Annotated in this window: 17 protein-coding genes; 6 read left to right on the plus strand and 11 right to left on the minus strand. The window is 69.1% G+C overall.

Translation table 11 applies throughout. The features are described 5' to 3' along the window. The first annotated feature begins 46 nt into the window (after positions 1 to 46). Positions 47 to 2,905 carry an ATP-binding protein gene (locus ACFQ9K_RS10820; protein ID WP_378726405.1) on the plus strand — a complete coding sequence of 953 codons (2,859 nt, stop codon included), beginning with the start codon at positions 47 to 49 and terminating at the stop codon, positions 2,903 to 2,905. A 28-nt stretch (positions 2,906 to 2,933) separates the two neighbouring features. Here ACFQ9K_RS10820 and ACFQ9K_RS10825 read toward each other — a convergent pair whose 3' ends face one another. Next, a complete protein-coding gene (locus tag ACFQ9K_RS10825; protein ID WP_378726407.1) occupies positions 2,934 to 3,836 on the minus strand; it encodes a LysR family transcriptional regulator in 903 nt (300 codons plus the stop codon). Positions 3,837 to 3,928: 92 nt separating this feature from the next. Here ACFQ9K_RS10825 and ACFQ9K_RS10830 point away from each other — a divergent pair, with 92 nt between their 5' ends. Beyond that, the gene (locus ACFQ9K_RS10830; RefSeq protein WP_378726409.1) at positions 3,929 to 4,240 is read left to right on the plus strand and encodes an EthD family reductase; all 312 of its coding nucleotides are present in this window, start codon (positions 3,929 to 3,931) and stop codon (positions 4,238 to 4,240) included. A gap of 104 nt (positions 4,241 to 4,344) precedes the next feature. Here ACFQ9K_RS10830 and ACFQ9K_RS10835 read toward each other — a convergent pair whose 3' ends face one another. Next, on the minus strand, positions 4,345 to 5,214 hold the full coding sequence (locus ACFQ9K_RS10835; protein ID WP_378726411.1) for a TetR/AcrR family transcriptional regulator: 870 nt from the start codon (positions 5,212 to 5,214) through the stop codon (positions 4,345 to 4,347). A 91-nt stretch (positions 5,215 to 5,305) separates the two neighbouring features. Here ACFQ9K_RS10835 and ACFQ9K_RS10840 point away from each other — a divergent pair, with 91 nt between their 5' ends. Together ACFQ9K_RS10840 and ACFQ9K_RS10845 are read left to right on the plus strand one after the other, a co-directional pair. Further along, on the plus strand, positions 5,306 to 7,096 hold the full coding sequence (locus ACFQ9K_RS10840; protein ID WP_378726413.1) for a right-handed parallel beta-helix repeat-containing protein: 1,791 nt from the start codon (positions 5,306 to 5,308) through the stop codon (positions 7,094 to 7,096). 447 nt (positions 7,097 to 7,543) lie between these two features. Next, on the plus strand, positions 7,544 to 8,536 hold the full coding sequence (locus tag ACFQ9K_RS10845; protein ID WP_378723443.1) for an aldo/keto reductase: 993 nt from the start codon (positions 7,544 to 7,546) through the stop codon (positions 8,534 to 8,536). A gap of 50 nt (positions 8,537 to 8,586) precedes the next feature. On the opposite strand, the gene ACFQ9K_RS10850 is transcribed toward ACFQ9K_RS10845, so the two are convergent. The 6 genes from ACFQ9K_RS10850 to ACFQ9K_RS10875 form a co-directional block, all read right to left on the minus strand. Then, positions 8,587 to 10,008: an MFS transporter gene (locus tag ACFQ9K_RS10850; RefSeq protein ID WP_378723442.1), complete on the minus strand. Its 1,422-nt coding sequence runs from the start codon at positions 10,006 to 10,008 to the stop codon at positions 8,587 to 8,589. A 102-nt stretch (positions 10,009 to 10,110) separates the two neighbouring features. Continuing rightward, positions 10,111 to 11,463: a carotenoid oxygenase family protein gene (locus ACFQ9K_RS10855; RefSeq protein ID WP_378723441.1), complete on the minus strand. Its 1,353-nt coding sequence runs from the start codon at positions 11,461 to 11,463 to the stop codon at positions 10,111 to 10,113. Continuing rightward, positions 11,460 to 11,987 (minus strand): SRPBCC family protein, encoded by a 528-nt coding sequence (locus tag ACFQ9K_RS10860; protein ID WP_378723440.1) that lies wholly within the window; start codon positions 11,985 to 11,987, stop codon positions 11,460 to 11,462. Before ACFQ9K_RS10860 ends, ACFQ9K_RS10855 begins: the two co-directional genes overlap by 4 nt. Positions 11,988 to 12,019: 32 nt before the next feature. Then, positions 12,020 to 12,943: a VOC family protein gene (locus tag ACFQ9K_RS10865; protein WP_378723438.1), complete on the minus strand. Its 924-nt coding sequence runs from the start codon at positions 12,941 to 12,943 to the stop codon at positions 12,020 to 12,022. Between the two features lie 26 nt (positions 12,944 to 12,969). After that, complete coding sequence (locus ACFQ9K_RS10870; protein WP_378723436.1) at positions 12,970 to 13,821, minus strand: fumarylacetoacetate hydrolase family protein; 852 nt, start codon at positions 13,819 to 13,821, stop codon at positions 12,970 to 12,972. A 42-nt stretch (positions 13,822 to 13,863) separates the two neighbouring features. Next, entirely contained in the window at positions 13,864 to 15,315 is a 1,452-nt protein-coding gene (locus tag ACFQ9K_RS10875) for an amidohydrolase family protein (protein WP_378723435.1), read from the minus strand. Between the two features lie 130 nt (positions 15,316 to 15,445). Between ACFQ9K_RS10875 and ACFQ9K_RS10880 the strand changes: the two genes are divergently transcribed. Then, entirely contained in the window at positions 15,446 to 16,129 is a 684-nt protein-coding gene (locus ACFQ9K_RS10880; RefSeq protein WP_378723434.1) for a GntR family transcriptional regulator, read from the plus strand. A 53-nt stretch (positions 16,130 to 16,182) separates the two neighbouring features. On the opposite strand, the gene ACFQ9K_RS10885 is transcribed toward ACFQ9K_RS10880, so the two are convergent. Together ACFQ9K_RS10885 and ACFQ9K_RS10890 are read right to left on the minus strand one after the other, a co-directional pair. Next, a complete protein-coding gene (locus ACFQ9K_RS10885; RefSeq protein ID WP_378723432.1) occupies positions 16,183 to 16,794 on the minus strand; it encodes a LemA family protein in 612 nt (203 codons plus the stop codon). Further along, on the minus strand, positions 16,791 to 17,618 hold the full coding sequence (locus ACFQ9K_RS10890) for a DUF3137 domain-containing protein (RefSeq protein ID WP_378723431.1): 828 nt from the start codon (positions 17,616 to 17,618) through the stop codon (positions 16,791 to 16,793). The genes ACFQ9K_RS10885 and ACFQ9K_RS10890 overlap by 4 nt, the downstream gene beginning before the upstream one ends. A gap of 134 nt (positions 17,619 to 17,752) precedes the next feature. Here ACFQ9K_RS10890 and ACFQ9K_RS10895 point away from each other — a divergent pair, with 134 nt between their 5' ends. Next, complete coding sequence (locus ACFQ9K_RS10895) at positions 17,753 to 19,039, plus strand: hypothetical protein (protein ID WP_378723430.1); 1,287 nt, start codon at positions 17,753 to 17,755, stop codon at positions 19,037 to 19,039. 32 nt (positions 19,040 to 19,071) lie between these two features. Here ACFQ9K_RS10895 and ACFQ9K_RS10900 read toward each other — a convergent pair whose 3' ends face one another. After that, positions 19,072 to 20,157, minus strand: a complete 1,086-nt coding sequence (locus tag ACFQ9K_RS10900) for a hypothetical protein (protein WP_378723429.1) — start codon at positions 20,155 to 20,157, stop codon at positions 19,072 to 19,074. Positions 20,158 to 20,194: the final 37 nt, after the last annotated feature.

A 20,194-nucleotide genomic window follows, 5' to 3' on the forward strand; every position in this document is an offset into this window, starting at 1 on the left:
GCATTCGCTTCGAATACCGCCCGGGCCGAACCGATATCCTGGCAAAATGCTGACCTGCCGGATCCTCGGCCCGGTGGTTGTCGAGGTGGACGGTGCCGTCGTGGACCTCGGCGGCGCGAAGGGGCGTCGTATGCTGGCGGCCCTGTCGGTCGGCGACGGCGCGCCGGTCGCCGACAGCAGGCTGGCCGAGCTCGTGTGGGGCGACGACCAACCCCGGCACCTGGCCACCGCGCTGAGTGTGGTCGTCTCCCGGCTGCGCGTCGCGCTCGGTCCGCGCGGACGTCAATACCTTGCCCGCACCAACGCCGGTTACGCGCTGGTGATCCCGCCGGAGTGGACCGACCGCGGTCAGTTCGTCGCCGCGGTGGAAACCGGGTTGCGGCAGCTGGCCGAGGACGACGCGGCCGCGGCGGTGCTGACCTTCGAGTCGGCGCTGACCATCTGGCGTGGCGATCCATGGTTCGAACTCGGCGATTCGACGGCGCTGGCGGGTGCGCGCGCCAGGCTCGTCGAGCTCCGCGAGGTCGCCGTCGAGGAATGGCAGGCGGCGCGGTTGGCCTGCGGCGACACCGCCGGTGCGGTCGCGTCGTTGAGCGAGGCGGTCACCGAAGCGCCCTATCGCGAGCGGCGGTGGGAGTTGCTGGCGCTCGGGCTGTATCGCAGTGGGCGGCAAAGTCATGCGCTGGCCGAGCTGCGCCGCGTGCGGGAGCTGCTCATCGAGGAACTCGGGATCGAGCCGGGGCCGGTGCTCCGCGCGCTGGAACAGAAAATGCTGGCTCACGAACCACAGCTATTGGCCGTCGGATCGCCGAAACCGACGCCGGCACACTCGAATTCCACCGCCCCGGCGTTCACCAAACCGCTGTCGAGGTTGATCGGGCGAGCCCGGGAGCTGCGCCGGCTCGACCAATCCCTCGGCGCAAACCGGGCCGTGACCCTGCTCGGCCCGGCGGGTGTGGGCAAGACCCGGCTCGCACTCGAGCACGCCGCGAACTCCGCCGCGGAGGTGTGGTTCGTGCGACTGGCCGATGTGCACGCGGCCGACGCGGTCGTCGCGGCCGCGGCGGCGGCCATCGGGGTGGCGCACATCGATGACGCGCCCATCTCGCAGCTGCGCAGGGTGCTCGAAAGTCGTACGGGTCTGCTGATTTTCGACAACTGCGAGCATGTCGTCGACGCCACGGCGCAGCTGACCCTGTCGTTGTTGGCCGGCTGTCCCCGGCTGCGCGTCCTGGCCACCAGCCGGCGTGTGCTCGGCATCGACGGCGAGCACGTCATGTCCGTCGACCCCTTGCCGATAGCCGACGAGCGCGGCGGCGACGGCGCGGCGGTCGAGCTGTTTCTCGACCGGATGCGGTCCAACCACACTCGATCAGATCTCGCGCCGGCCGAGCTCGACGCCACCCGCGAAATCTGCCGCCTGCTCGATGGCCTCCCGTTGGCGATCGAACTCGCGGCCGCACGGGCACGAGCGTTCGGGCCGAGCGATCTCCGAACGCATCTGCGCGATCGGCTCGACGTCCTCGGCGCGACCCCGCTCGGCTCGATCTCGCCGCACGCCAGCCTGGACGCCGCGATCGGCTGGAGCATCGACCGGCTCGCACCGGCGGATCGGGCATTCCTGGTGCGGCTGTGGCCGTTCGAGGGCGGGTTCACCTGGCAGGCGGCGATGGCGGTGCAGCCACCGGCGCACGGCGATCGCGCCGTGCTCGCGGTGCTGGCCGCGCTGGTCGATTGCTCGGTCATCGCCGCCGACGTGACCACTCGGCCGACCCGGTATCGCCTGCTCGAGACCGTCCGGCGGTACTGCCACGGCATCGATCCGGATCCGGCCGATACCGAAGCCGCGCACGCCGCCTGGGTTCGCGACCTGATCGCCGGATTTGTCGCGAGGGGGCCGTTCCTGCGCGTCGGCGGGGCGTTCCCGGCGCTGGGCGCCGAGCTCGCGAATATCCGCGCGGGCATCGAATACGACATCGGGCACCACCCCGTCGCGGCGATGCGGACCGCGTCCTCGGTCGAATGGGTCTCGATGCGTGTCGATGCGCTGCCGGGTGGGAAGCATCTGCTCGAAACAGCGCTGGCGGCGTGCCCGCGTTCCGCCGCCGTGGAGCGGGCTCGGGGCTTGATCGCCCTGTCGTCCATATGTTTCGAGGCCGGGGACGCGGTCGAGGCGATTCGCTTCGCCGACCTGGCCATCGTCGAGCTGGGCGACGACCCCGCCGGCGCCGAAGCGGGCACCGTGCTGCTCGTCGCGCTGTTGCGACGCGCCGCAGGAGCTTTGGTGCTCCGCGATACGAGACTCGCACGCGCCACCCTCAATTGGTTCAAGGCCGAAAGCGCCGACCGGCCGATCGCGCCCTGGATGAACGCGAGCGCGTTGCTGTGCGAGGGCGGAACGCTGCTGTTGGAACACAAACAGGCCGATGGCGAGGCGATGCTCTGCGCGGCGCGGGAGTGCGCCGCGGAGTGCGGGTTCGCCTGGGCGCAGGGGACCGCCGATGTGGTGCTGGCGCGCAATCTGCTGCGCGCCGAACCGGACCCGGCGCCGGCCAGGACCGCCTTGCTCGCCATCGAACGCGCGTGGGCGGTGTTCGCGCACTGGGGCAACGTTTTCGACCTGCTCGGCGTGATCTATGCCGGTGCGCACGCGTTGGCGGCGCTGAACGTTCGGGAAACCGCAATCGCGTTGCGGGCGTGGGTGATCGATCAGGCCATCCGAATCGGTGACGATCCGCGGCGGTATGCCTATCTCGCCGGTGCCGAGGCGGAGGAACGCATGGAGCGTTTGCTGCCCGAACAGCAGCGGCGGGCGGCCGAACGGCTCGGGCAGGCGTCGAGCTCGGCCGAGCTCCACGAGATGTTCGTCGACGAGGTGCGCCGAGTGTGCCCGCCCGAGCACTGACGCCGCACATCTCGCCTGAGCCGCCGGGTCAGTCCGGCAGCCAGTCCAACTCGCGTGCAACGGTTTTGGCAACAGCACGGATGCGGCGGTGCAGTGGTGACTGCACACGCGGAAGTACCAGGTGGATCGTCAAGGCGGGTGCGCCGCGCAGCGGTCGCCACGTGAGACCGGGCAGCAGTGTCGCGACCGCGGCCGCACCGGCCGGGGCGAGGGTGCGCCCGTCGCGCAGGTCGCGCTGCGACATGTCGAAAGAGACTGCGGACGTGTGGAATCGGGGGCTCGGCCGGATGTCGCGGAACAGCGCGGACAGTTGATCGTGGATCACCGGATTGGCCGTACGATCCGGGAGCCGCAGCGGATACGCGGCCGCAGCGGCGATCTCGATCTCCGCGTATCCGGCCAGCGGATGATGCTGGGCCAGTTGGACTCCGGCGCGCTCGCGCCGCAGCAGGAACCGGCGCACGCCACGACCCGGCTGCTCACCGCGGGTGATCCCCGCGTCGAGGCGACCGTCGGCGACCGCGGGAGAGATCTCCGGCGTCGCCATCGGGACCGCGCCGACCTCGAGTCCCGGGGTGCCGCGAATGAGCCGGTCCACCAGGGCCGGTGCCGTCTCGGCTCCCACGCTGAGGCTGTATCCGATGCGCAGCGTGCCCCATTCGCCGGCGCCCGCGTTCCGGGCGGTGTCCCATGCCCGGTCCAGCGCCGCCAGTGCGGGCGGCGCGGATTCCGCCAAAGCCGCACCCGCCGTGGTCAATACGACGCTGCGCGTGTCCCGAACCAGCAGACTCGTGCCGAGTTCGGCCTCCAATCGGCGCATCCGGGCACTGAGCGCGGGCTGCGCGATACCGATCCGTGCCGCCGCGCGGGTGAAGTTCAACTCCTGCGCCAGCACCAGAAAGTACCGCAGGCTCACCGTATCCGGCGCCACGTGCCCTCACCCTCGATTGATAACGATCCGTTCTGAGTCTATCCCGTTCCGGTCTTTCCCTCGTCCACACATCAGGCCATAACCTGCGCATCATGCATAAGCTTGTCGTCCTATATTCCGAGCCCGCCGACCCCGACCACTTCCGCGACTACTACGTGACCAACCACCTCCCGCTGGTCCGCAAGATCCCCGGCGTGCTCGCCTGGCGCTACAGCTTCGACGTGACCGCGGCCAACGAGGAAACGCCGTACTTCGCGATCTTCGAAGCCGACTACACCGACGCCGCCGCCATGACCGCGGCCAGGGAGTCGCCGGAAGGCCGCCGGGCGGCGGCCGATCTCCCCAACTACGCCACCGGCGGCGCGATCATCATCGACTATCCGGTGCAGGACGGTACCGACTGAGTCGGGACGGTGCATGACACCCGGCGGGTCGATGCGATTCGCGTCCGCGCATCCCGCCGGTCCGCGTCGATACCGGCCACGTGGCGGGTATCGACGCGGAAGTATCAAGACGAAGTCGAGCGACGACGGCGATAGGCACGTTGCTGACAGGCCCTCGAGCAGTAGTCCCGTGGTCGTCCTCGCGCTGCCCCGGTCACCGGCTTTCCGCACATCACACACTTCGCTTCATCAATTTCATCACGGATTTCGTCACGATCCCGGTCTCCGATGAGCACCTGGACGCCGTCGAGGGTGCGTTGCAGCCCGAACTCGAAGGGGTCGAGCGGCTCGTCCATTCCGCCGGCCGCCCACAGCTTGCCCAAGGCCGGATAGGGGTCCAAGCGCTCGAACAGGGACTCGCGCTCGCTCCACCAGCGCTCATGGGAGATCCCGGTGCGCCGCTGGAGTTCCGCGGTCTCCCCCGCCTGCCGCGCGACCGACTCGACGAACCCGCCCACGAGATTCACGACCGCGATCACCTGGGCCGGCGCCAGGCCGCCGCGTGCGGCGACGTCGAGCGCGTGGTCGTACTCGGCCATGATGTTCGGCCCGGCCAGGCGGCGGCTGCCCGCACTGAAGACCAGCCAGGGATGCCGCCGATGGATCTCCCACACCCAGCGCGCCCAGCGTTCGAGGCCGGTCCGCCAGTCCAGTCCGTCCGCCGGCTCCAGCGGCACCTCCCCGTAGACGGCGTCCCGCATCAGTTCCACCAGTTCCGCCTTGCCCGGAACGTAGCGGTAGAGCGACATCGTCGTGGTGCCGAACCGTTCCGCGACCTTGCGCATGGACAGCGCGCCGAGCCCGTCGGCATCCGCGACCTCGATCGCCGCGGCGACGATCCGGCCGAGGCTCAAGCCCGGCCGGTCCGGTTCGGGCGCACCCCACAGCAGCGCGATCGCCCGTTCCGGATCCAGCTGCGCATCGTCTTCAGCCACCCGCTACTCCCTTGACGCTCGCCGCTCGATCGTGTTTAGCTAATAAACCTCAGTATATATTATAAACTCCCCCACTCAGGAGCGCTTCGCCATGCCCGAAAACAGGTTGTACGTGTCCCCCGATGGTCGAGACGACTGGTCAGGCACTCTGGACCGGCCGTTCGCCACCCCGCACGCGGCCCAGCGAGCCGTCCGGGCGCGCACCGCCGAGATGACCGGCGACATCATCGTCGCGTTCCGAGCCGGCGTCTACCACCTCGAGGAACCGCTCATTCTCGATGGCACGCAGGCTGATTCCGGAACGAACGGCTACCGGGTGAGCTACCAGGCCCACGGCTACGGAACGGCCGACCAGGAGAAGGTCGTGCTCAGCGGCGGCCGCGAGATCACCGGCTGGTCCGCGGGCGCCGACGGCGTGTGGACCGCCCCGATCGGCGAGCTGGCACCCCGGCGACTCTCCGTCGACGGCCGCCCCGCCGGCCGCGCGGCCCGCACCACCGGGCTGCCGGGGCGCGTGACGAAAACAGCGACCGGTTACATCACGGACAGCGTGGAGCCCCAGTCGTGGCCGGACCCTTCGGGGCTGGAGTTCGTCTACACCGGCGTCTATCCGTGGTCCGAAGCTCGCCTGGCGGTCGCCGCGATCTCCGGCGACTGCTCCTCGACCACCATCACCATGGCCCAGCCCGCCTTCGATCACGCCAGGTCGCTCTACGACTCGAAGTGGTACGGCGCGGGAGGTGACGGAACCTGGGACGGCCTCGCCGCACCGACTGCGCTCGAGCACAACGTGGCCTTCCTCGACGAGCCGGGCACCTTTGCCGTGGACCGCTCCGAACCGGGCGGACATGTCCTGCACTACCGTCCGCGGCCCGGCGAGGAGATCGGCACCACCACCGTGATCGTCCCCGTGCTCGAGACGCTCGTCAGCGCGCAGAACGTGCACGACATCGCGCTGCGCGGCCTCACCTTCACCGAGACGAACTGGTCGGGCCCCGATCGCACCGGCGGTTACCTGCATTACCACGGCAACAGCCGCCACGAGCACGGCGAATTCCAGAAGATCGACCTGGGCGCCGACGTGGGCTACGTCCACGTCCCGGCGACCCCGACCCAGCTTCCGGCCGACGTCATGTTCGACTCGGTCAGCCGAATAGTGCTGGCGGGCAACCACTTCGCCCGCCTCGGCGCCGGCGGGCTGGGGATCGACGACAGTACCGCCGTCGAGATCGCGGGAAACGTTTTCGAGGAGATCTCGGGCAGCGGGATCGCCGTGCACGGCTCCACGCACGTCACGATCGAGGACAACCTCGTCCACCACATCGGTACCGAGTACCGCGGTTCGCCCGCCGTCCTGGTCACCGCCTCCGAGGAGATCACCGTGGCGCACAACGAGATCCGCGATGTACCGCACAACGGCATCGTGATCACCGGCGGTGCGCGGACCGCGGGCACCCAGGTGCTCGGGAACCTCGTCGAACGGAGCATGAGCGTGTTGATGGACGGCGGCGGGATCTACCTGTCCGCACCGCAGGGCTCCTCGTTCGCCGGCGGGGCGATGGTCCGGGGCAACGTGATCCGCGACGTCCTCACGTCGTACAACTTCGGCCTCTACGCCGACTACGGCGCCGCATGGATCACCGTCATCGGCAACATCGTGTACCGCGCCGACGCGCCGATCGTCCTCCAGGTCGGCCCGCCCCTGGACAACGTCGCCTTCATCGGCAACTTCTGGGACGCCCTACCCGCCGACCACGACAACCCGCCCACAACCGTAACCCTGGCCGAAAACACCGTGCTGCCCAAGGAATCCTTCGACCAAGCGATCAAGGCCGACCCCTCGGCGGCCGACATCCTCGCCCGGGTGGGACGGCGCATTTGACCCGATGATCAGGCCCTCCTGCCGGGCGTACATCCCGTACGCCCGGCCGGATCCGCCGATCCAGAATGCGCTCAGGTCCGAATAGTGTGCGGAGCGACGCTGCGGCCCGTTTGGGTAGTCAGGTGCGCTGGACGCAGATTCATCGGCAGCCGTGGCGTCTGCCGGGCCGGCACTACGGCACAGAGCATCCGGTGCTGCCGATGACCTGCTGGAGCGCCCGCCGCTTCCCCTGTCTCCGAACCTCTTTCGGCGCAGGCATGGCATGACGCGAGCACGGACCCGGGTGGGCGATCACAGGTAACCGGTCGCGGGCGGTCGCCGCCGACGGCATGGTCCACCGCCGTCGGCGGCGACTTGACCTGGAGTGCACTCCAAGTCCTAGTGTCGGAAGCGTTCGTCAACTCTCGAGGTACCGCCCGGCCCGCCGGGCAGGAGGAGTATCCGCGCATGATCACCCGAACCACACTCGGCACACCCGGTCTCACGGTCAGCGCGATGGGCCTGGGGTGCATGGGGATGAGCGAGAGCTACGGCGCCGCCGACTGGGATGGCGGCACGGCCACCATCCACCGAGCCCTGGAGCTGGGCATCACGTTCCTCGATACCGCCGACGCCTACGGCACCGGACACAACGAGGTCCTGGTGGGCCGGGCCATCCACGGCCGCCGGGACCGGGTGCAACTGGCCACCAAGTTCGGCATCGACCGCAGCGCCGGCGACCGGGCACGCCGCATCCGCGGTGCCAGGGACTTCGTGCTGCGCTCCTGCGACGCCTCGCTGCTGCGGCTGGGCGTGGAGGTGATCGACCTGTACTACGCCCACCGCCCGCCCCAGGACGTGGAGATCGAGGAGACCGTCGGCGCGATGGCCGAACTGGTCGAGGCGGGCAAGGTCCGTCATCTGGGCCTGTCCGAGGTCGACGGCGAGCTGCTGCGCCGAGCGCACGCGGTGCACCCGATCGCCGCGGTGCAGAGCGAGTACTCGCTGTGGACCCGCGACGTCGAGGCGATCACCCCGGTGCTGGCCGAGCTGGGCGCCGGACTGGTGCCGTACTCGCCGCTGGGCCGGGGGTTCCTGACCGGCGCCCTGGACCGATCCACGTTGGGCGAGAAGGACTTCCGGCGCACCAACCCCCGCTTCGCCGGCCCGGCGGGCGAGGCCAACGAGACGATCACGCAGACCGTGCGCGAGGTGGCCGACCGGCTGGGTGCCACCCCGGCCCAGGTGGCCCTGGCCTGGGTGTACGCCCAGGCCGTCCGGCTCGGGGTGGCGGTGGCGACCATCCCCGGCACCCGCAGCCCGGCCCGGCTGGAACAGAACGCGGCCGCGTTGGAACTCACCCTGGACGCCGAGGCGCTGGCCGCGCTGGACCCACTGAGCGATCAGGTGAAGGGCGAGCGCTACATCCCCGCGCACACCGCTGAGGTAGCTCGGGGCTGAGCTCCGAGCCGGCCGCCTACCCTGCGGGTCTGCGGCCGAGGCCCGGCCACTTATCCTTCGGGTCTGTCGCGAAGGATCGCGGACAGCAGAGCCGCGGCTGCGGCGATGACGGCGGTTGCGGTGAATACGGCGCCGTAGGCGTGGGCGAGCTGGGATGCCGCGGGTCGATGTCCGGCGTCGCCGGTGACGGTGGCGACGGCGAGTAGTCCGGCGAGTCCGAGTGCGCCGCCGATCTGGCGGGTGGTGTTGATCAGACCACCTGCCAGTCCGGTGTCTTCGGCGGGAACGCCGGCCGTGGCTCGAGCGGTGAGCAGGACGAACGCGACGCCGAGCCCGGTGCCGATGAGTAGTGACGGGGCGGCGATGCCGGTCAGGAACCGCCCGTCGACCGATGTGCGCGCAAGCCACGCCAGCCCGGCCGCGAGCAGTGCCAGGGCGGCGGCCAGCAGGCCGCGGGTGTTGAGGTGTCGAGCCAGTTTCGGTGTGATCATGGAGGTTGCCGTGATCATGATCGCCAGCGGCAGTTGGGTGAGGCCGGCTTGAATCGGTGTGTAGCCGAGCACCTTCTGCTGGTAGAGCGGGAGGAAGTAGAACAGTCCCAGCCACACCGCGCCGAGCAGCGTCATGACGATATTCGCGGCCAGTACCCCGCCGATACGCAGGATCGCGGGCGCGACCAGCGGCTGCGCCAGCCGCCGCTGTGATCCGGCGAACAGGATGAGCAGTACTATCGCCGCGCCCAGCGGGACGAGGACGCGGGGCGCGGTCCAGCCGTATTGTCCACCGACCGAGAGCGCATAGGTGAGTGCGGCGAGGCCACCGGTCACGAAGGCCGCGCCCCACAGGTCGATCCGGCCGCCCGCCGGAAGGTCGGCGGGCACCAGCGACAGCGTGGCGGCCAGCACCGCGATCGCCACCGGAGCGCCGATGAAAAACACCGCGCGCCAGCCGAATACGCCGGTCAAGAGGCCACCCGACAGCACGCCGGCGACGCCGCCGATGCCCGATACCGCGCCCCATACCCCGATGGCCCGCGCGCGGCCCGCGCCCGCGGGAAACAAGGTCAGCACCAATGCGAGCGCGGTCGGGGCGAGCAGTGCCGCACCCACCCCCTGCCCGACTCGGGCGGCGAGCAGGACCACGGCGGTGGGAGCGAGCCCCGCCGCGATCGACGTGGCCGCGAAAATCGCTGTGCCGGTGAGGAATACCCGACGCCGTCCGAACACATCACCCAGCCGGCCGCCCAGCAGCAGCAGGGCCCCGAACGCGAGTACGTAGCCGTTGACGACCCAGGAGAGCCCGACGGGTGACAGTTCGAGCCCGCGCCCGATGTCGGGCAGGGCAACATTGACGATCGAGGTGGTCAGCACGACCAGGAACTGCGCGGTCGCCAGGACGGTGAGCCCGATCCAGGCTCGCGCCGACGGGCCGGGGGTTCGGGTGACGGCGACGGGCTGTCGTCGGAGGTTCATGATCTATCTCCAGATCCGTACACATATGGCCGTCCGGCGGCTACCGGACGGCCACATGCGGTTGTACTGACGAATTCGGTTGTGCCGCAGCCGGAACGCCGGTCAGTCCGCGATCCAGGATCCGTGGATACCGCCGGGCACGTGCCTGGGCAGTTCGACGACCGCCACCGGCGGCGCGGTGAAGTCGCGCGCATCGAGAACGAGCAACTCCGACGCCGTGCCGGCGTGGTCGCCGACCAGGGTGAGCAGGTAGCCGTCGTCCTCGTCCGTGGCGTCGGCGGCCGGGACGAAAACGGCCTCACCGGGGATCCGGCCCGCGCCGGTCGGCGCCAGCAGGCGGGCGCCGGTGTCGTTGTCGTACTTGACGATTCCGACGCCGTCGTATCCGGAGCCGGGATACGCGACCGCATAGCTGTAGCGGTTGCGGCGCCCGAGGTAGCCGTTGTTGATGGTCGGGAACTCGGTGACCAGCGAGTCCATCATCTCCTCGCGGGCGACCCCCTGCCCGGGGTCGAGGGTCCAGCGGTACTGCAGCGCCCCGGCGACCGGGTCGGTCGGATATCCGGGCGCGCCGGTCCACCACTTCCACGAGGTCTCCCAGGCCGACCGGTCCAGCCGAGGGCCTTCCACGACGACCCGCCCGGCCGCGTCCTCGTAGGCGTTCGAAACATGCAGCATCGCACCGGGTTCCACGTCGAACCAGCGCACCGGTCCGGCGCCGGTGCGCGGCAGGATGCCCATGCGCGCCTGGTAGGCGTCGTCCCATCGGTAAGGGATGCCGGAGGTTTCGGCGAGGTTGAAGGTCACCGACAGGTCCAGCCACACCGCGTAGTGCTCGGTGATCGCGAAGTCGTGCATCAGCGACGGACCTGCGCCCTCGACCACCTGCTGGTGGCGGATGTCCCCGGCGGCGGAGGCGATGTAGTAGATCAGGTGCGGTGCGACCGGGGAGTAGGCGAAGAAATGCAGTTCCCCGGTGACCGGATCGACCTTCGGGTGCGCGGTCATCGCGGTCTTCAGCTTGCCGCCGAAGTCGTAGGCGCCGACCGTATCCAGCTCCGGAGTCACCTCGAACGGCAGGTTCGACTCCTGCAGCGCCAGGATGCGCCCGGCGTGCTCGATGATGTGGGTGCCCGCCACGCTGGCGGTCAGATCGATGCTGCCGTCCTCGCGGATATAGGGTGCGCCGTCGAGGGCGGGCGTCTTCACCCACCGGTTGCGATACCACTCGGCCTGCCCGGCACGCAGCCGCAGGCCGTGCAGCATGCCCGCGCCCTTGAACCAATGTTTTGGTGTGTCACCGGGTTTCGGGTTGTGGCCGTTGCGGAAGTAACGGCCGTTCAGTTCGGTCGGGAGGGTCCCGCGCACCTGTAGGTTGTGCGCGGTCACCTCGTCCGGCACCGGCTGGTAGTGGCCGGTCAGGTAGGGCTTGGCCAGCGTGGTGTCGCTGTTCATCGGGTCACCTCGTCGTTCGCCGTGCCCTCGATGTGCGCCTTCAACAGTTCCAGTCCGGGCTGCACCTGTGCCGGATCTTCGACCGGGTGCGGGCCGGGCGGCTCGGTGTCGGGGATCAGCCGCTCGAACAGCCGGCAGAACAGGGTGGTTCCGTCGCCGAGGTCGAAGGTGGTGAAGGTGGCGATGGCGTGCATCGCCGGGGCCGGGACATCGTCGTCGAGCACGTCCCGGCCGACCACCGTCCACAGCTTGCCGGGAACCCGTGCCACCACGGTGTATTCCTTCGGCTTCTCGTTCAATTCCGGAAAGATGTACTCGCGCAGCACATCCCCGAGTTCGGCGGGGACGCCCTCGGTGCCGCGCAGCACCTCGGTTCCCGACGCGAAGGGCAGCCACTTCGGCAGATTCGACCAGGTCGTCGCCCAGTCGTAGACGACCTGCGCGGGGCGTTCGACGACGATGCGGTTCTCGACGAACCGGATGTTCAGGTTGTCCGGGATCTGCGGCACATACAGGTCAGACATGATCTCTCCCTTTTCGATTGGTGTACAGGCCGCTATCCGGCGTGGTGTGCGCCGGTCATCAGCGCGGCGAGGTCTTCGGGGTGCAGGAACGACGGAGGTGGGGGCGGGCCCCAGCTGAACAGGCCCTGGGCGCCGGTGAAGACCTCAGGAGTCCACAGCTGGTCATCGATGATCGAGTCCATGTCGGAGTAGTACTCGGAGAAGTTGCCCGCGGGATCCTTGAGGTACCAGAAGAAGTTCGAGCCCGCGTGGTGGCGTCCGAGCCCCCACACGTGCCGCTCCGGGTTGCCTTCGAGCATGGCGGTGGCGCCGCGGCCGACGTCGTCGATATCGTCGAGCTGCCACGAGGTGTGGTGCAGGAAATTGACCGGCGCGTTGAGCACCAGCACGTTGTGGTGGTCGGTGGAGCAGCGCAGGAACGCGCCCTCGCCCGCGATCTCGTCGGAGAGCTTGAAACCCAGCCCGTCGACGAAGAAGCGGCGGGTGGCCGCGTAGTCCACCGAACCGAGGACCGCGTGGCCGAGCTTGCGCGGGCGGATCGGATCCTCGCGCAGCACACCGGGGGCGCGGGTGCCGCTGCGTTCGATGCGGCCGGGCCCGTTGTACGGGGTGGCCGGCGTGACGGGTTGCGTGATGCGGTTCGAGATCCGTACCACGGCACGGAAATTGGCGATCGGTTCGATGCCGGCGACCGAGTCGGCGGTGCGCTCCACCGGCAGGCCGAGCCGGCGCAGGCGAGCCGCGACCGCGTCGAGATCGTCGGAATCGTCGGCGCCAATGACGATTTCGGCCAGTCGCCGGGACGGTGTGCGGATGAGCCGGAGTTGGTCGCCGCCGTCGCGGGTGGCCAGCCAGCCGTCCGGTCGGGGTGCGAGCCCGAATTCGGTGTAGTAGTCGCGGGTCACGGCCGGGTCGGGTACGCCGATGGTGACCGACGACAGTCGGTGTAATGCCATTGTGTCTCCTGGGAATTCGGAACCGCTCAGTGACCGGCGACCAGCAGGTGGCGCATCTCACCGACGCCGCGCACGTAACTGACCAGCTCGTCGCCGGCAGCGAGGTACCGCTGCGGGGTCCGCCCGAACCCGACCCCGGCGGGCGTGCCGGTGAAGATGACATCGCCGGGCAGCAGCGGCGTGATCGCCGACAGCCGCGCGATCAGCTCGGGCACCGGGAAGACCATGTCGGAGGTCCGGCCCTTCTGCATATGCTCGCCGTTGATCAGGCATCCGAGTTCCAGATCGTCGGGGTCGTCGAACTCGTCCGGGGTGACCAGCATCGGACCGATCGGCCCGAAGCCGGGGTAGGACTTGCCCATGCTGAACTGTGGCGCCGGGCCGACCCGTTGCCGGTCGCGCTCCGAGATATCTTGGCCCACAGCGACTCCCGCGACGTATCCCCACGCGTCACCCGCGGCGACGCGATGCGCCCGGCGGCCGAGCACCACGACCAGCTCGACCTCCCAGTCCACCTTGCCCGGCACCAGCGTCACCGTCCCGTACGGATCGGCCAGCGAGGTAACGAATTTGGTGAACACCGCCGGTTCCTCGGGCACCTGGAGCGACGACTCCGCGGCGTGGTCGGCGTAGTTGAGGCCGACGGCGAACAGCTGCCGAGGACCAGGGGCCGGGTTGCCGAATTCCGTTGCGGGGACATCGGACAGCGGTGTGCCCGCCTCGGTGACGGTCGCGCAGAACTCGAGCAGCTCGTCCCAGCGCTCATAGGCGTCCTGAATGTTCGGGCTGAACCTGCCGCCGCTGGCGCGGGCGAGGTCGATGACGGTATCGGACGCGGTGATCAGCGACAGCTGATCCGAGATGGCGGCGAAACGCATGGTGTGGGCTCCTGACCAATAGGGGTGAACAGTTCGGACGGATCAGCGAAGCGTCGGCACGGGGTCGCCGTGCGTGGTCGCGGACCGGTAGTCGGTGTAGGTGTAGGGGTTGTCGAGGACCTTGGTCTCGGGGATCTCCGGGTTCATCCCCTCGCGCCAAGCCTGCTCCCCGAGTTCGGCGCGCAGGTAGTCGACCGTCGCCTGCGCCGCACGACGCGCACCGGCCAGGTCGACACCGACCAGCCGGTGGTCGCGTTTCACGATCCGGCCGTCGACCAGGACCGTGTCGACATCGGCACGCTGCGCGTGCAGGACGACGTGTCCGTGCGGGTTGAGCAGCGGCGCCATCGCCGGCGAGTCGTCGTTGCGGACGAGCACGAGATCGGCCTTCTTGCCGACCTCCACGCTGCCGATCTCGGCGTCGCGCCCGATCGCTCGCGCACCACCTCGCGTCGCCCACTCGACGACCTGCTCGGCATGCAGCGAGGCATGGGTGACGGTCTCACCGCGAGCGTGCGCCGCCTGATGCTCGGCCGCGCGGTCGGCGCCCAGCGTCGTGCGCATAGCGGAGAACAGATCGCCGCTGCAGAGCACGCAGCTGTCCAGAGACAGCGACACCGGAATTCCGTGTGCGCGCAGCGCGGCCGTGGCGGGGTAGCCCTGCCCGGCACTCTGTTCGCTTTCCGTGGACACCGACACCGATCCGCCGCTGGCCGCGATGCGGTCGTAGGAGTCGGCCGACAGCGTCGAGGCGTGCACATACACCGTCCTGGCCTCGGCGTAGCCGTGCTCATGGATCAGTCGCACGGCGTCGTCGCCGGTCGCGCCCCAGACTCCGGCGTGCGTGGTCACGGCCAGGTCCAGCTCGCGGGCGACCTCGAACGCCTGCCGTTCGGGAAAACTCGGATCGCCGGTGACGTCGAAGGCGATCTGGAAGCCCTCGATATCGCCGGCCCGGCGGTCGAAGAACTCCCGGAATCCCGGCGTGCCCGTCCAGTTCGCGGGTGCGTCCTGGATGTTGCCGTAGGCCAGCACAAACCTGCCCGGCACCGCGGCGAGCGCGTCGACCGCGGCGTCGGCATGGTCGATCGTCCGCAGGCCGTGCGACCAGTCCACGCAGGTGGTGACCCCGGCATCGAGCGCCTCCAGCGCGCCGAGGAGGTTCCCGGCGTAGATGTCCTCGGGCCGGAACTTCTTGCCCCAGTTCAGGTAGTACCAGACGAAGTACTGCGTGAGCGTCCAGTCCGCACCGTATCCACGGGTCGTGGTCTGCCACATGTGCCGGTGGGTGTCGACCATCCCGGGCATGACGATGCCGCCGCGGGCGTCGATCTCCTCGGTGCCGTCGGGAACGACCAGGTCGGTGCCGATGGCGGCGATACGGCCGTCGATCACGAGGACGTCGTGACCTTCGAGGACGGTACGGGCGGAATCCATGGTGAGGATGGTCCCGTCGCGGAAGACGGAGGGACGGTGGAGGGTGTGCGAACGCATGTCAACTCCTCGAATAGCTCTGCTCGGCAACGGGTTCCGGTTCCTGGGCGGCCGGGCTGCCAACACTTTCGAAACTAGCCGCTAACTTTCGAAAGTACAAGACACATTCGTAAACTGTTAGAATGTGCGCATGACGAAGAGTGGCGGAACGACCCGAACCGACGGCATCCACCAGGCGTTGCGGGCCGACATCCTCGGCGGTCGGCTGGTGCCGGGCGAACGGCTCAAGTTCCCGGACCTCGCCGACCGCTACCAGGTGAGCGTCGGCGCCACCCGCGAGGTGCTGACCAGGCTGGTCGCCGAGGGATTGGTGGTGGCCAAGCCGCATCAGGGCTTCCAGGTCCGGCCGCTGTCGCACCGCGACCTGGCGGAGCTCACGCAGGCGCGGGCGGAGATCGAATCCCTGGTCCTGCGGCTATCCGTGCTGGAGGGTGACATGCGCTGGGAGGGCGATGCCGTCGCGGCACACCACGTGCTGGAACGCGCGCCGTATCGGGACCCGGCGGACCCGGACCGCCTGACCGACGAGTGGTCGCAAGCCCACGCCGCCTTTCACTACGCCCTGCTGGCGGGTTGCGCCAACCAGCGGCTGCTCGACGCGGCGCGGTCGCTGCGTCAGGAGGCCGAGCTGTACCGGCAGTGGTCGGTGTCCATGGGTAACGAACCCGGCCGCGACGTCGCCGCGGAGCACCGGGCCCTGCTCGACGCCGTGCTCGCCCGCGACGCAGGCCACGCACAGCAGCTACTGCGCGACCACATCACCCACACCACCCGCGTACTGATCAGCTGCGCCGCCGACCAACCGAATCCGTAATCAGGACAAGACATCCCGCGTGACCACGGTCCGGCGCCGACCGCGGCCGGCGGTCATGAGGCGTCGAACAGTCGGCGGACGTCGGCCGCCTTCCCCGCTTCGGGGCCGCTGATCTCGAAGTATTCGGCGGGCGAGACGTGGTGGAACGAAGCGATGAGGCCCGCGGGCACGGATTCGATCTTCGTGTTCAGCGCCCGCACATTGCCGTTGTACAACCGCCGCGCCGCGGCGATCCGGTCCTCGATGTCGGCCAGGTCGCTTTGCAACGCCAGGTAGTTTCGGACGGCGCCCATGGTGGGGTACTGCTCGGCGAGCGCGCGCACGCTCCCCAAGGCCGTGGTGAGCGCGTTCTCCGCAGCGGCGACCTCGGAGACGTCCGCGGCTCGGTGGCTCGGGGATGGCGCCGACGGGCCGGCGGCGTGTGCCCGATCGCGCGCCTCGACCACTGCCGTCAAACTTCCGCGTTCGAAGACCGCGGCCTGCTCGACCGTCGCGACCAGATTCGGCACCAGGTCGTGACGGCGTTGCAGTTCGACGCCGACCTGCTGCCACGATTCGGCCGCCAGGTTCCGCAACCGCACGAAATCGTTGTATACCGCGAAATACCAGAGGATCACGATCATCGCTCCCGCCAGGGCGACGATGATGCCGACGGTGCTGCTCATGCCACGTTCCTTTCCGGAGCGGTCGCTGTCGTCGTGCCGTCGGACCACACGAACCGCGGGATTCCGTCGGCGATTACCCGCATCGCGTCGAAGACGGCGGTGATCTCCCACGGACGGTTGCCGAGCGTGGTCACGCCGACCAACTGATTCCCGGTGATCTCGAATTTGGTCAGCAACACCGCCGGTTCGCGCCGGCCGAGGTCGATCAACCGGTCGATGGTACGCGGGGTGAAAACCGCATGCGCGAACGCCGGATTCGCGGAGTACACCGCGAATTTGCCGTTGAATTCGGCGGATTCGAACTCCACCCGGGTGCCTGCGGTGGTGTCGAAGTTCGGGCCCATCGTCAACCGGGGCAGCGCCGTGGGCAGGTCCAGCACGAAGACGTTCCGGTAGTGGGTGCTCACGTTGATTCTGTTGTTGTTGAGCCAGGTCAGATGGAAGAAGCTCGCCGGGTACGCGCCGACTGTGCCCTGCATCGCGTCCCGAATTCGCCTGCGCCGCGCCCGGCGGGTGGTGAACGGCGGGAAGTTCCACGCCGGTACCGCCCAGCCGGCCGCACGGTGATAACTGAACCCGTGTTGCCCGGCCCACCACGCGGTCCACCGTTTCCGGCACGATCTGACGATCACCCCCGAGGGCAGGAATGCCAGAAACGGCGTGGCGGGCAACAGGATCCACGACAACGGTCTGCCATGCCCGAGCCACCACATGCCCTGCCCGATCACCAGCACCGAGAATGTGACGAACGTCAACGTGTTGAGAAAACGCGGCCGCGCCCAGATCGGACCCCGCGCGCTCTGCTCATCGGCCAAGCCACCCACTGCTTCTCCTTGCGTCACACCGCGGACGCGGATGCCTCAATGATCTTCATCAGCCTTGCGATGTCCTTATGAACGGCTGACGATCGCGCCGACGAGTGTGCGACATGTCGGTACCGGCAGCCACAATGGCGGACGTGAAAAACGGTGAGGACAACGACGCTGCCCGGCCCTATCCGGCGGTGCACCGCTGGAAGGTGGTCTTGACCTGTGTCGCGATCGTCGCGGGCGGCTACCTCGTCGCCTGGCTGGTGCACGAGCCGGAGTCGTCGAAGCCCACGGATCGGGCCAGCTCCTATGTCACTCCCCCGGTCACGTTTCCGGTGCGGATCCCCGGTTGCGATGTCGTAGCACCGCCGCGGGAGCGGCAGACGTTCGGGATGGCTTACTCCGTCACCCACGACTACGACAATCCGTCCTATCCGTGGTTCTCCGGTCCCAAGGCGGGCGTGATGACGCAGGCGCTGGCGGATGGACTGCCCGGCGACGTCGAGATCGCCTTCGCCCCGGTGACGCGTTCGCTGGTGTTCCAGCCGATCCTCGGCGATGCCACGCAGAACCAGAGCTTCGGCGGGTGGACCAGGGCGAACGCCACGCTCCTGCGCGGCGGCCGCGCGGGCGCGCTGTCGGTGACCGTGCGCCAGGCCACCAAGCCGATCCCACCGTGCGTCGCAGGCGAACTCGACGAACGCCGCCACCTCCCCGACGGCACGATCGTGGATACCGATGACACCTGGTATGAGATCAACGGGGTTCGCACCCTTACGCGCGACGCCACGGCATATCTGCCCGACGGATCGGTCGCCCACGCGAACGCCACCGATCAACCCGCCGACGGCAGCGGCCGTCCCCGAGGAGTCCCCTTGGCCATCGATGAACTCGTCACGCTCGTGACCGATCCCGACCTACGCATCAGCGCTCCGGTCCCGCCCGGGACGCCGAGCCCGCCGGAAGTCTGCCTGCCCTTCGCCAAACCCGGCGCGGTGATCGATCAGGCCCAGGCTCGCCGATGGAACGCGGTACTGGCGCAGCTCCCCCTCGACGGCGTGACCCTGGACCGGCCGTTGGGAGCGCTGCACCAGGGAGAGCGCGGCAGCGGCGTGTGCCAGGCGGCTCGCGTAACCACGCCCGGCGGGCAGTCGCGATTGGCCATCGTGATCAGCACCCGGCAACCGCTCCCGCAAAACCTCGGCACCTCCACGCACGGCGACGCGAGCCGTCGACTGCCGGACGGCACCGTGGTCCAGACCCATGAAGAGCCGAGCGCCGCACCGGCACCCACCCCACGAACCGACCGCACGGTCACCGTCACCCACCCATCCGGAACCCACATCGACATCTCCTTCGCCGACGCCCCCGCCGACCTCCTGCCAGCAGCGCTGCTCGAGGAGATCGCCCTGAACCCGGGACTCGACGTGTCGTAAGGAAAACGATTCGCCCGAACGGGCCCTCTCAATCATGGCGCGTCCGAACTGCTCCGGTGTTTGTCGAGGCGTTGGCGCTGCCGGACCCCGTACGCCGCTTCCTTGACCGCGGTGTCGTCTTCGAGGCCGGAGCCGAGGGCACCGCCGATGGTCGCGATGGATGCCAGCAACCAAGCGAGGGTGAGGTAGTCGGCGAAGTTCACTCCGTGGCCCACGATGCGCGCGAACAGATCCGGGGGAAGGGTGAGGCACGCAGTGCTCAGCAACAGTCCGAACAGAGCGACGTGTAAGACAGCGACGCCGGTGACCAGGGTGACTACGGTCGCGGTGTTGTAGAGCACCGATCGATCGCGGTCCGACCGCGATTTCGGGCGCTCCCACAGTTCGTGGTCGAGGATCAGCCACAGAATCATCGCCACGATCGACAGGATGGTTGCCGCGCTCATGCGCCAGGGGCCCATGGTGTCGGCGAACATCCAGATGGTGCTGGTGGCCAGCGCGACCGCGCCCGTGGCGAAGGCGCCGACGAGCACCTTCGAGAGTCCGGTGACCAATCGCCATGGCCGGTTGGCCCGCACCATCCCCGAGAGCAGGCGCAGTCGGCGCAGTCCCGGCGGCGTGAAATACCGCGTGCCGCCGGGGATTTCCGTGGCGGGGAACTGCCGCTCGGCGCCGGCGGGGGTGAGTCGCGGGTCGCCGACCAGGTGGCTGATCGCGAGTTCGGTGACGGTGCGGAGGCGATTTTCGAGGTGCAGCCCGCCGACGCCGGGCACGGAGATGAGCGCGAACTGGTGGTCGGTACTGATATCGGCCACGATCGGCAGGGTGTCGTCGCGGCGGGGCAGATCGGTGAGGTAGACAACCAGGTCTTCGGCTTCGGCGGACGGATCGACGGTGTCGATCGCCTCGGCGAGACCGGCCTGCTCGTCGGGGAGATACGGTTTGGGGCGCACGCGGGCCGTCCACTGCCGCCCAGAACGGTCACCACGCAGCAGGCGGGCGGGCAGCCGCTTCGCGAGGCGTTCGGCGACCGCGGCAGGTTTGCCCGGATCCGCGATCAGCAATACCGAGACCCGCTCCTCGGCTGGGCTGTCGTCCGCGTGCTCGTTGCCATCCATGCCGGTCGCCTACCCGGGCAAACCGCCCCGAAACCGG

This window comes from Nocardia sp. NPDC056564 (genome assembly GCF_042793755.1).
Taxonomy (GTDB): domain Bacteria; phylum Actinomycetota; class Actinomycetes; order Mycobacteriales; family Mycobacteriaceae; genus Nocardia.

Coding starts and splice junctions, on each gene's coding strand:
- ACFQ9K_RS10885 (WP_378723432.1), bottom strand. CDS start 16,794: ATGAGCAGCACCGTCGGCATCATCGTCGCCCTGGCGGGAGCGATGATC.
- ACFQ9K_RS10880 (WP_378723434.1), top strand. CDS start 15,446: ATGACGAAGAGTGGCGGAACGACCCGAACCGACGGCATCCACCAGGCG.
- ACFQ9K_RS10850 (WP_378723442.1), bottom strand. CDS start 10,008: ATGAACCTCCGACGACAGCCCGTCGCCGTCACCCGAACCCCCGGCCCG.
- ACFQ9K_RS10845 (WP_378723443.1), top strand. CDS start 7,544: ATGATCACCCGAACCACACTCGGCACACCCGGTCTCACGGTCAGCGCG.
- ACFQ9K_RS10855 (WP_378723441.1), bottom strand. CDS start 11,463: ATGAACAGCGACACCACGCTGGCCAAGCCCTACCTGACCGGCCACTAC.
- ACFQ9K_RS10830 (WP_378726409.1), top strand. CDS start 3,929: ATGCATAAGCTTGTCGTCCTATATTCCGAGCCCGCCGACCCCGACCAC.
- ACFQ9K_RS10820 (WP_378726405.1), top strand. CDS start 47: ATGCTGACCTGCCGGATCCTCGGCCCGGTGGTTGTCGAGGTGGACGGT.
- ACFQ9K_RS10860 (WP_378723440.1), bottom strand. CDS start 11,987: ATGTCTGACCTGTATGTGCCGCAGATCCCGGACAACCTGAACATCCGG.
- ACFQ9K_RS10865 (WP_378723438.1), bottom strand. CDS start 12,943: ATGGCATTACACCGACTGTCGTCGGTCACCATCGGCGTACCCGACCCG.
- ACFQ9K_RS10875 (WP_378723435.1), bottom strand. CDS start 15,315: ATGCGTTCGCACACCCTCCACCGTCCCTCCGTCTTCCGCGACGGGACC.
- ACFQ9K_RS10870 (WP_378723436.1), bottom strand. CDS start 13,821: ATGCGTTTCGCCGCCATCTCGGATCAGCTGTCGCTGATCACCGCGTCC.
- ACFQ9K_RS10900 (WP_378723429.1), bottom strand. CDS start 20,157: ATGGATGGCAACGAGCACGCGGACGACAGCCCAGCCGAGGAGCGGGTC.
- ACFQ9K_RS10840 (WP_378726413.1), top strand. CDS start 5,306: ATGCCCGAAAACAGGTTGTACGTGTCCCCCGATGGTCGAGACGACTGG.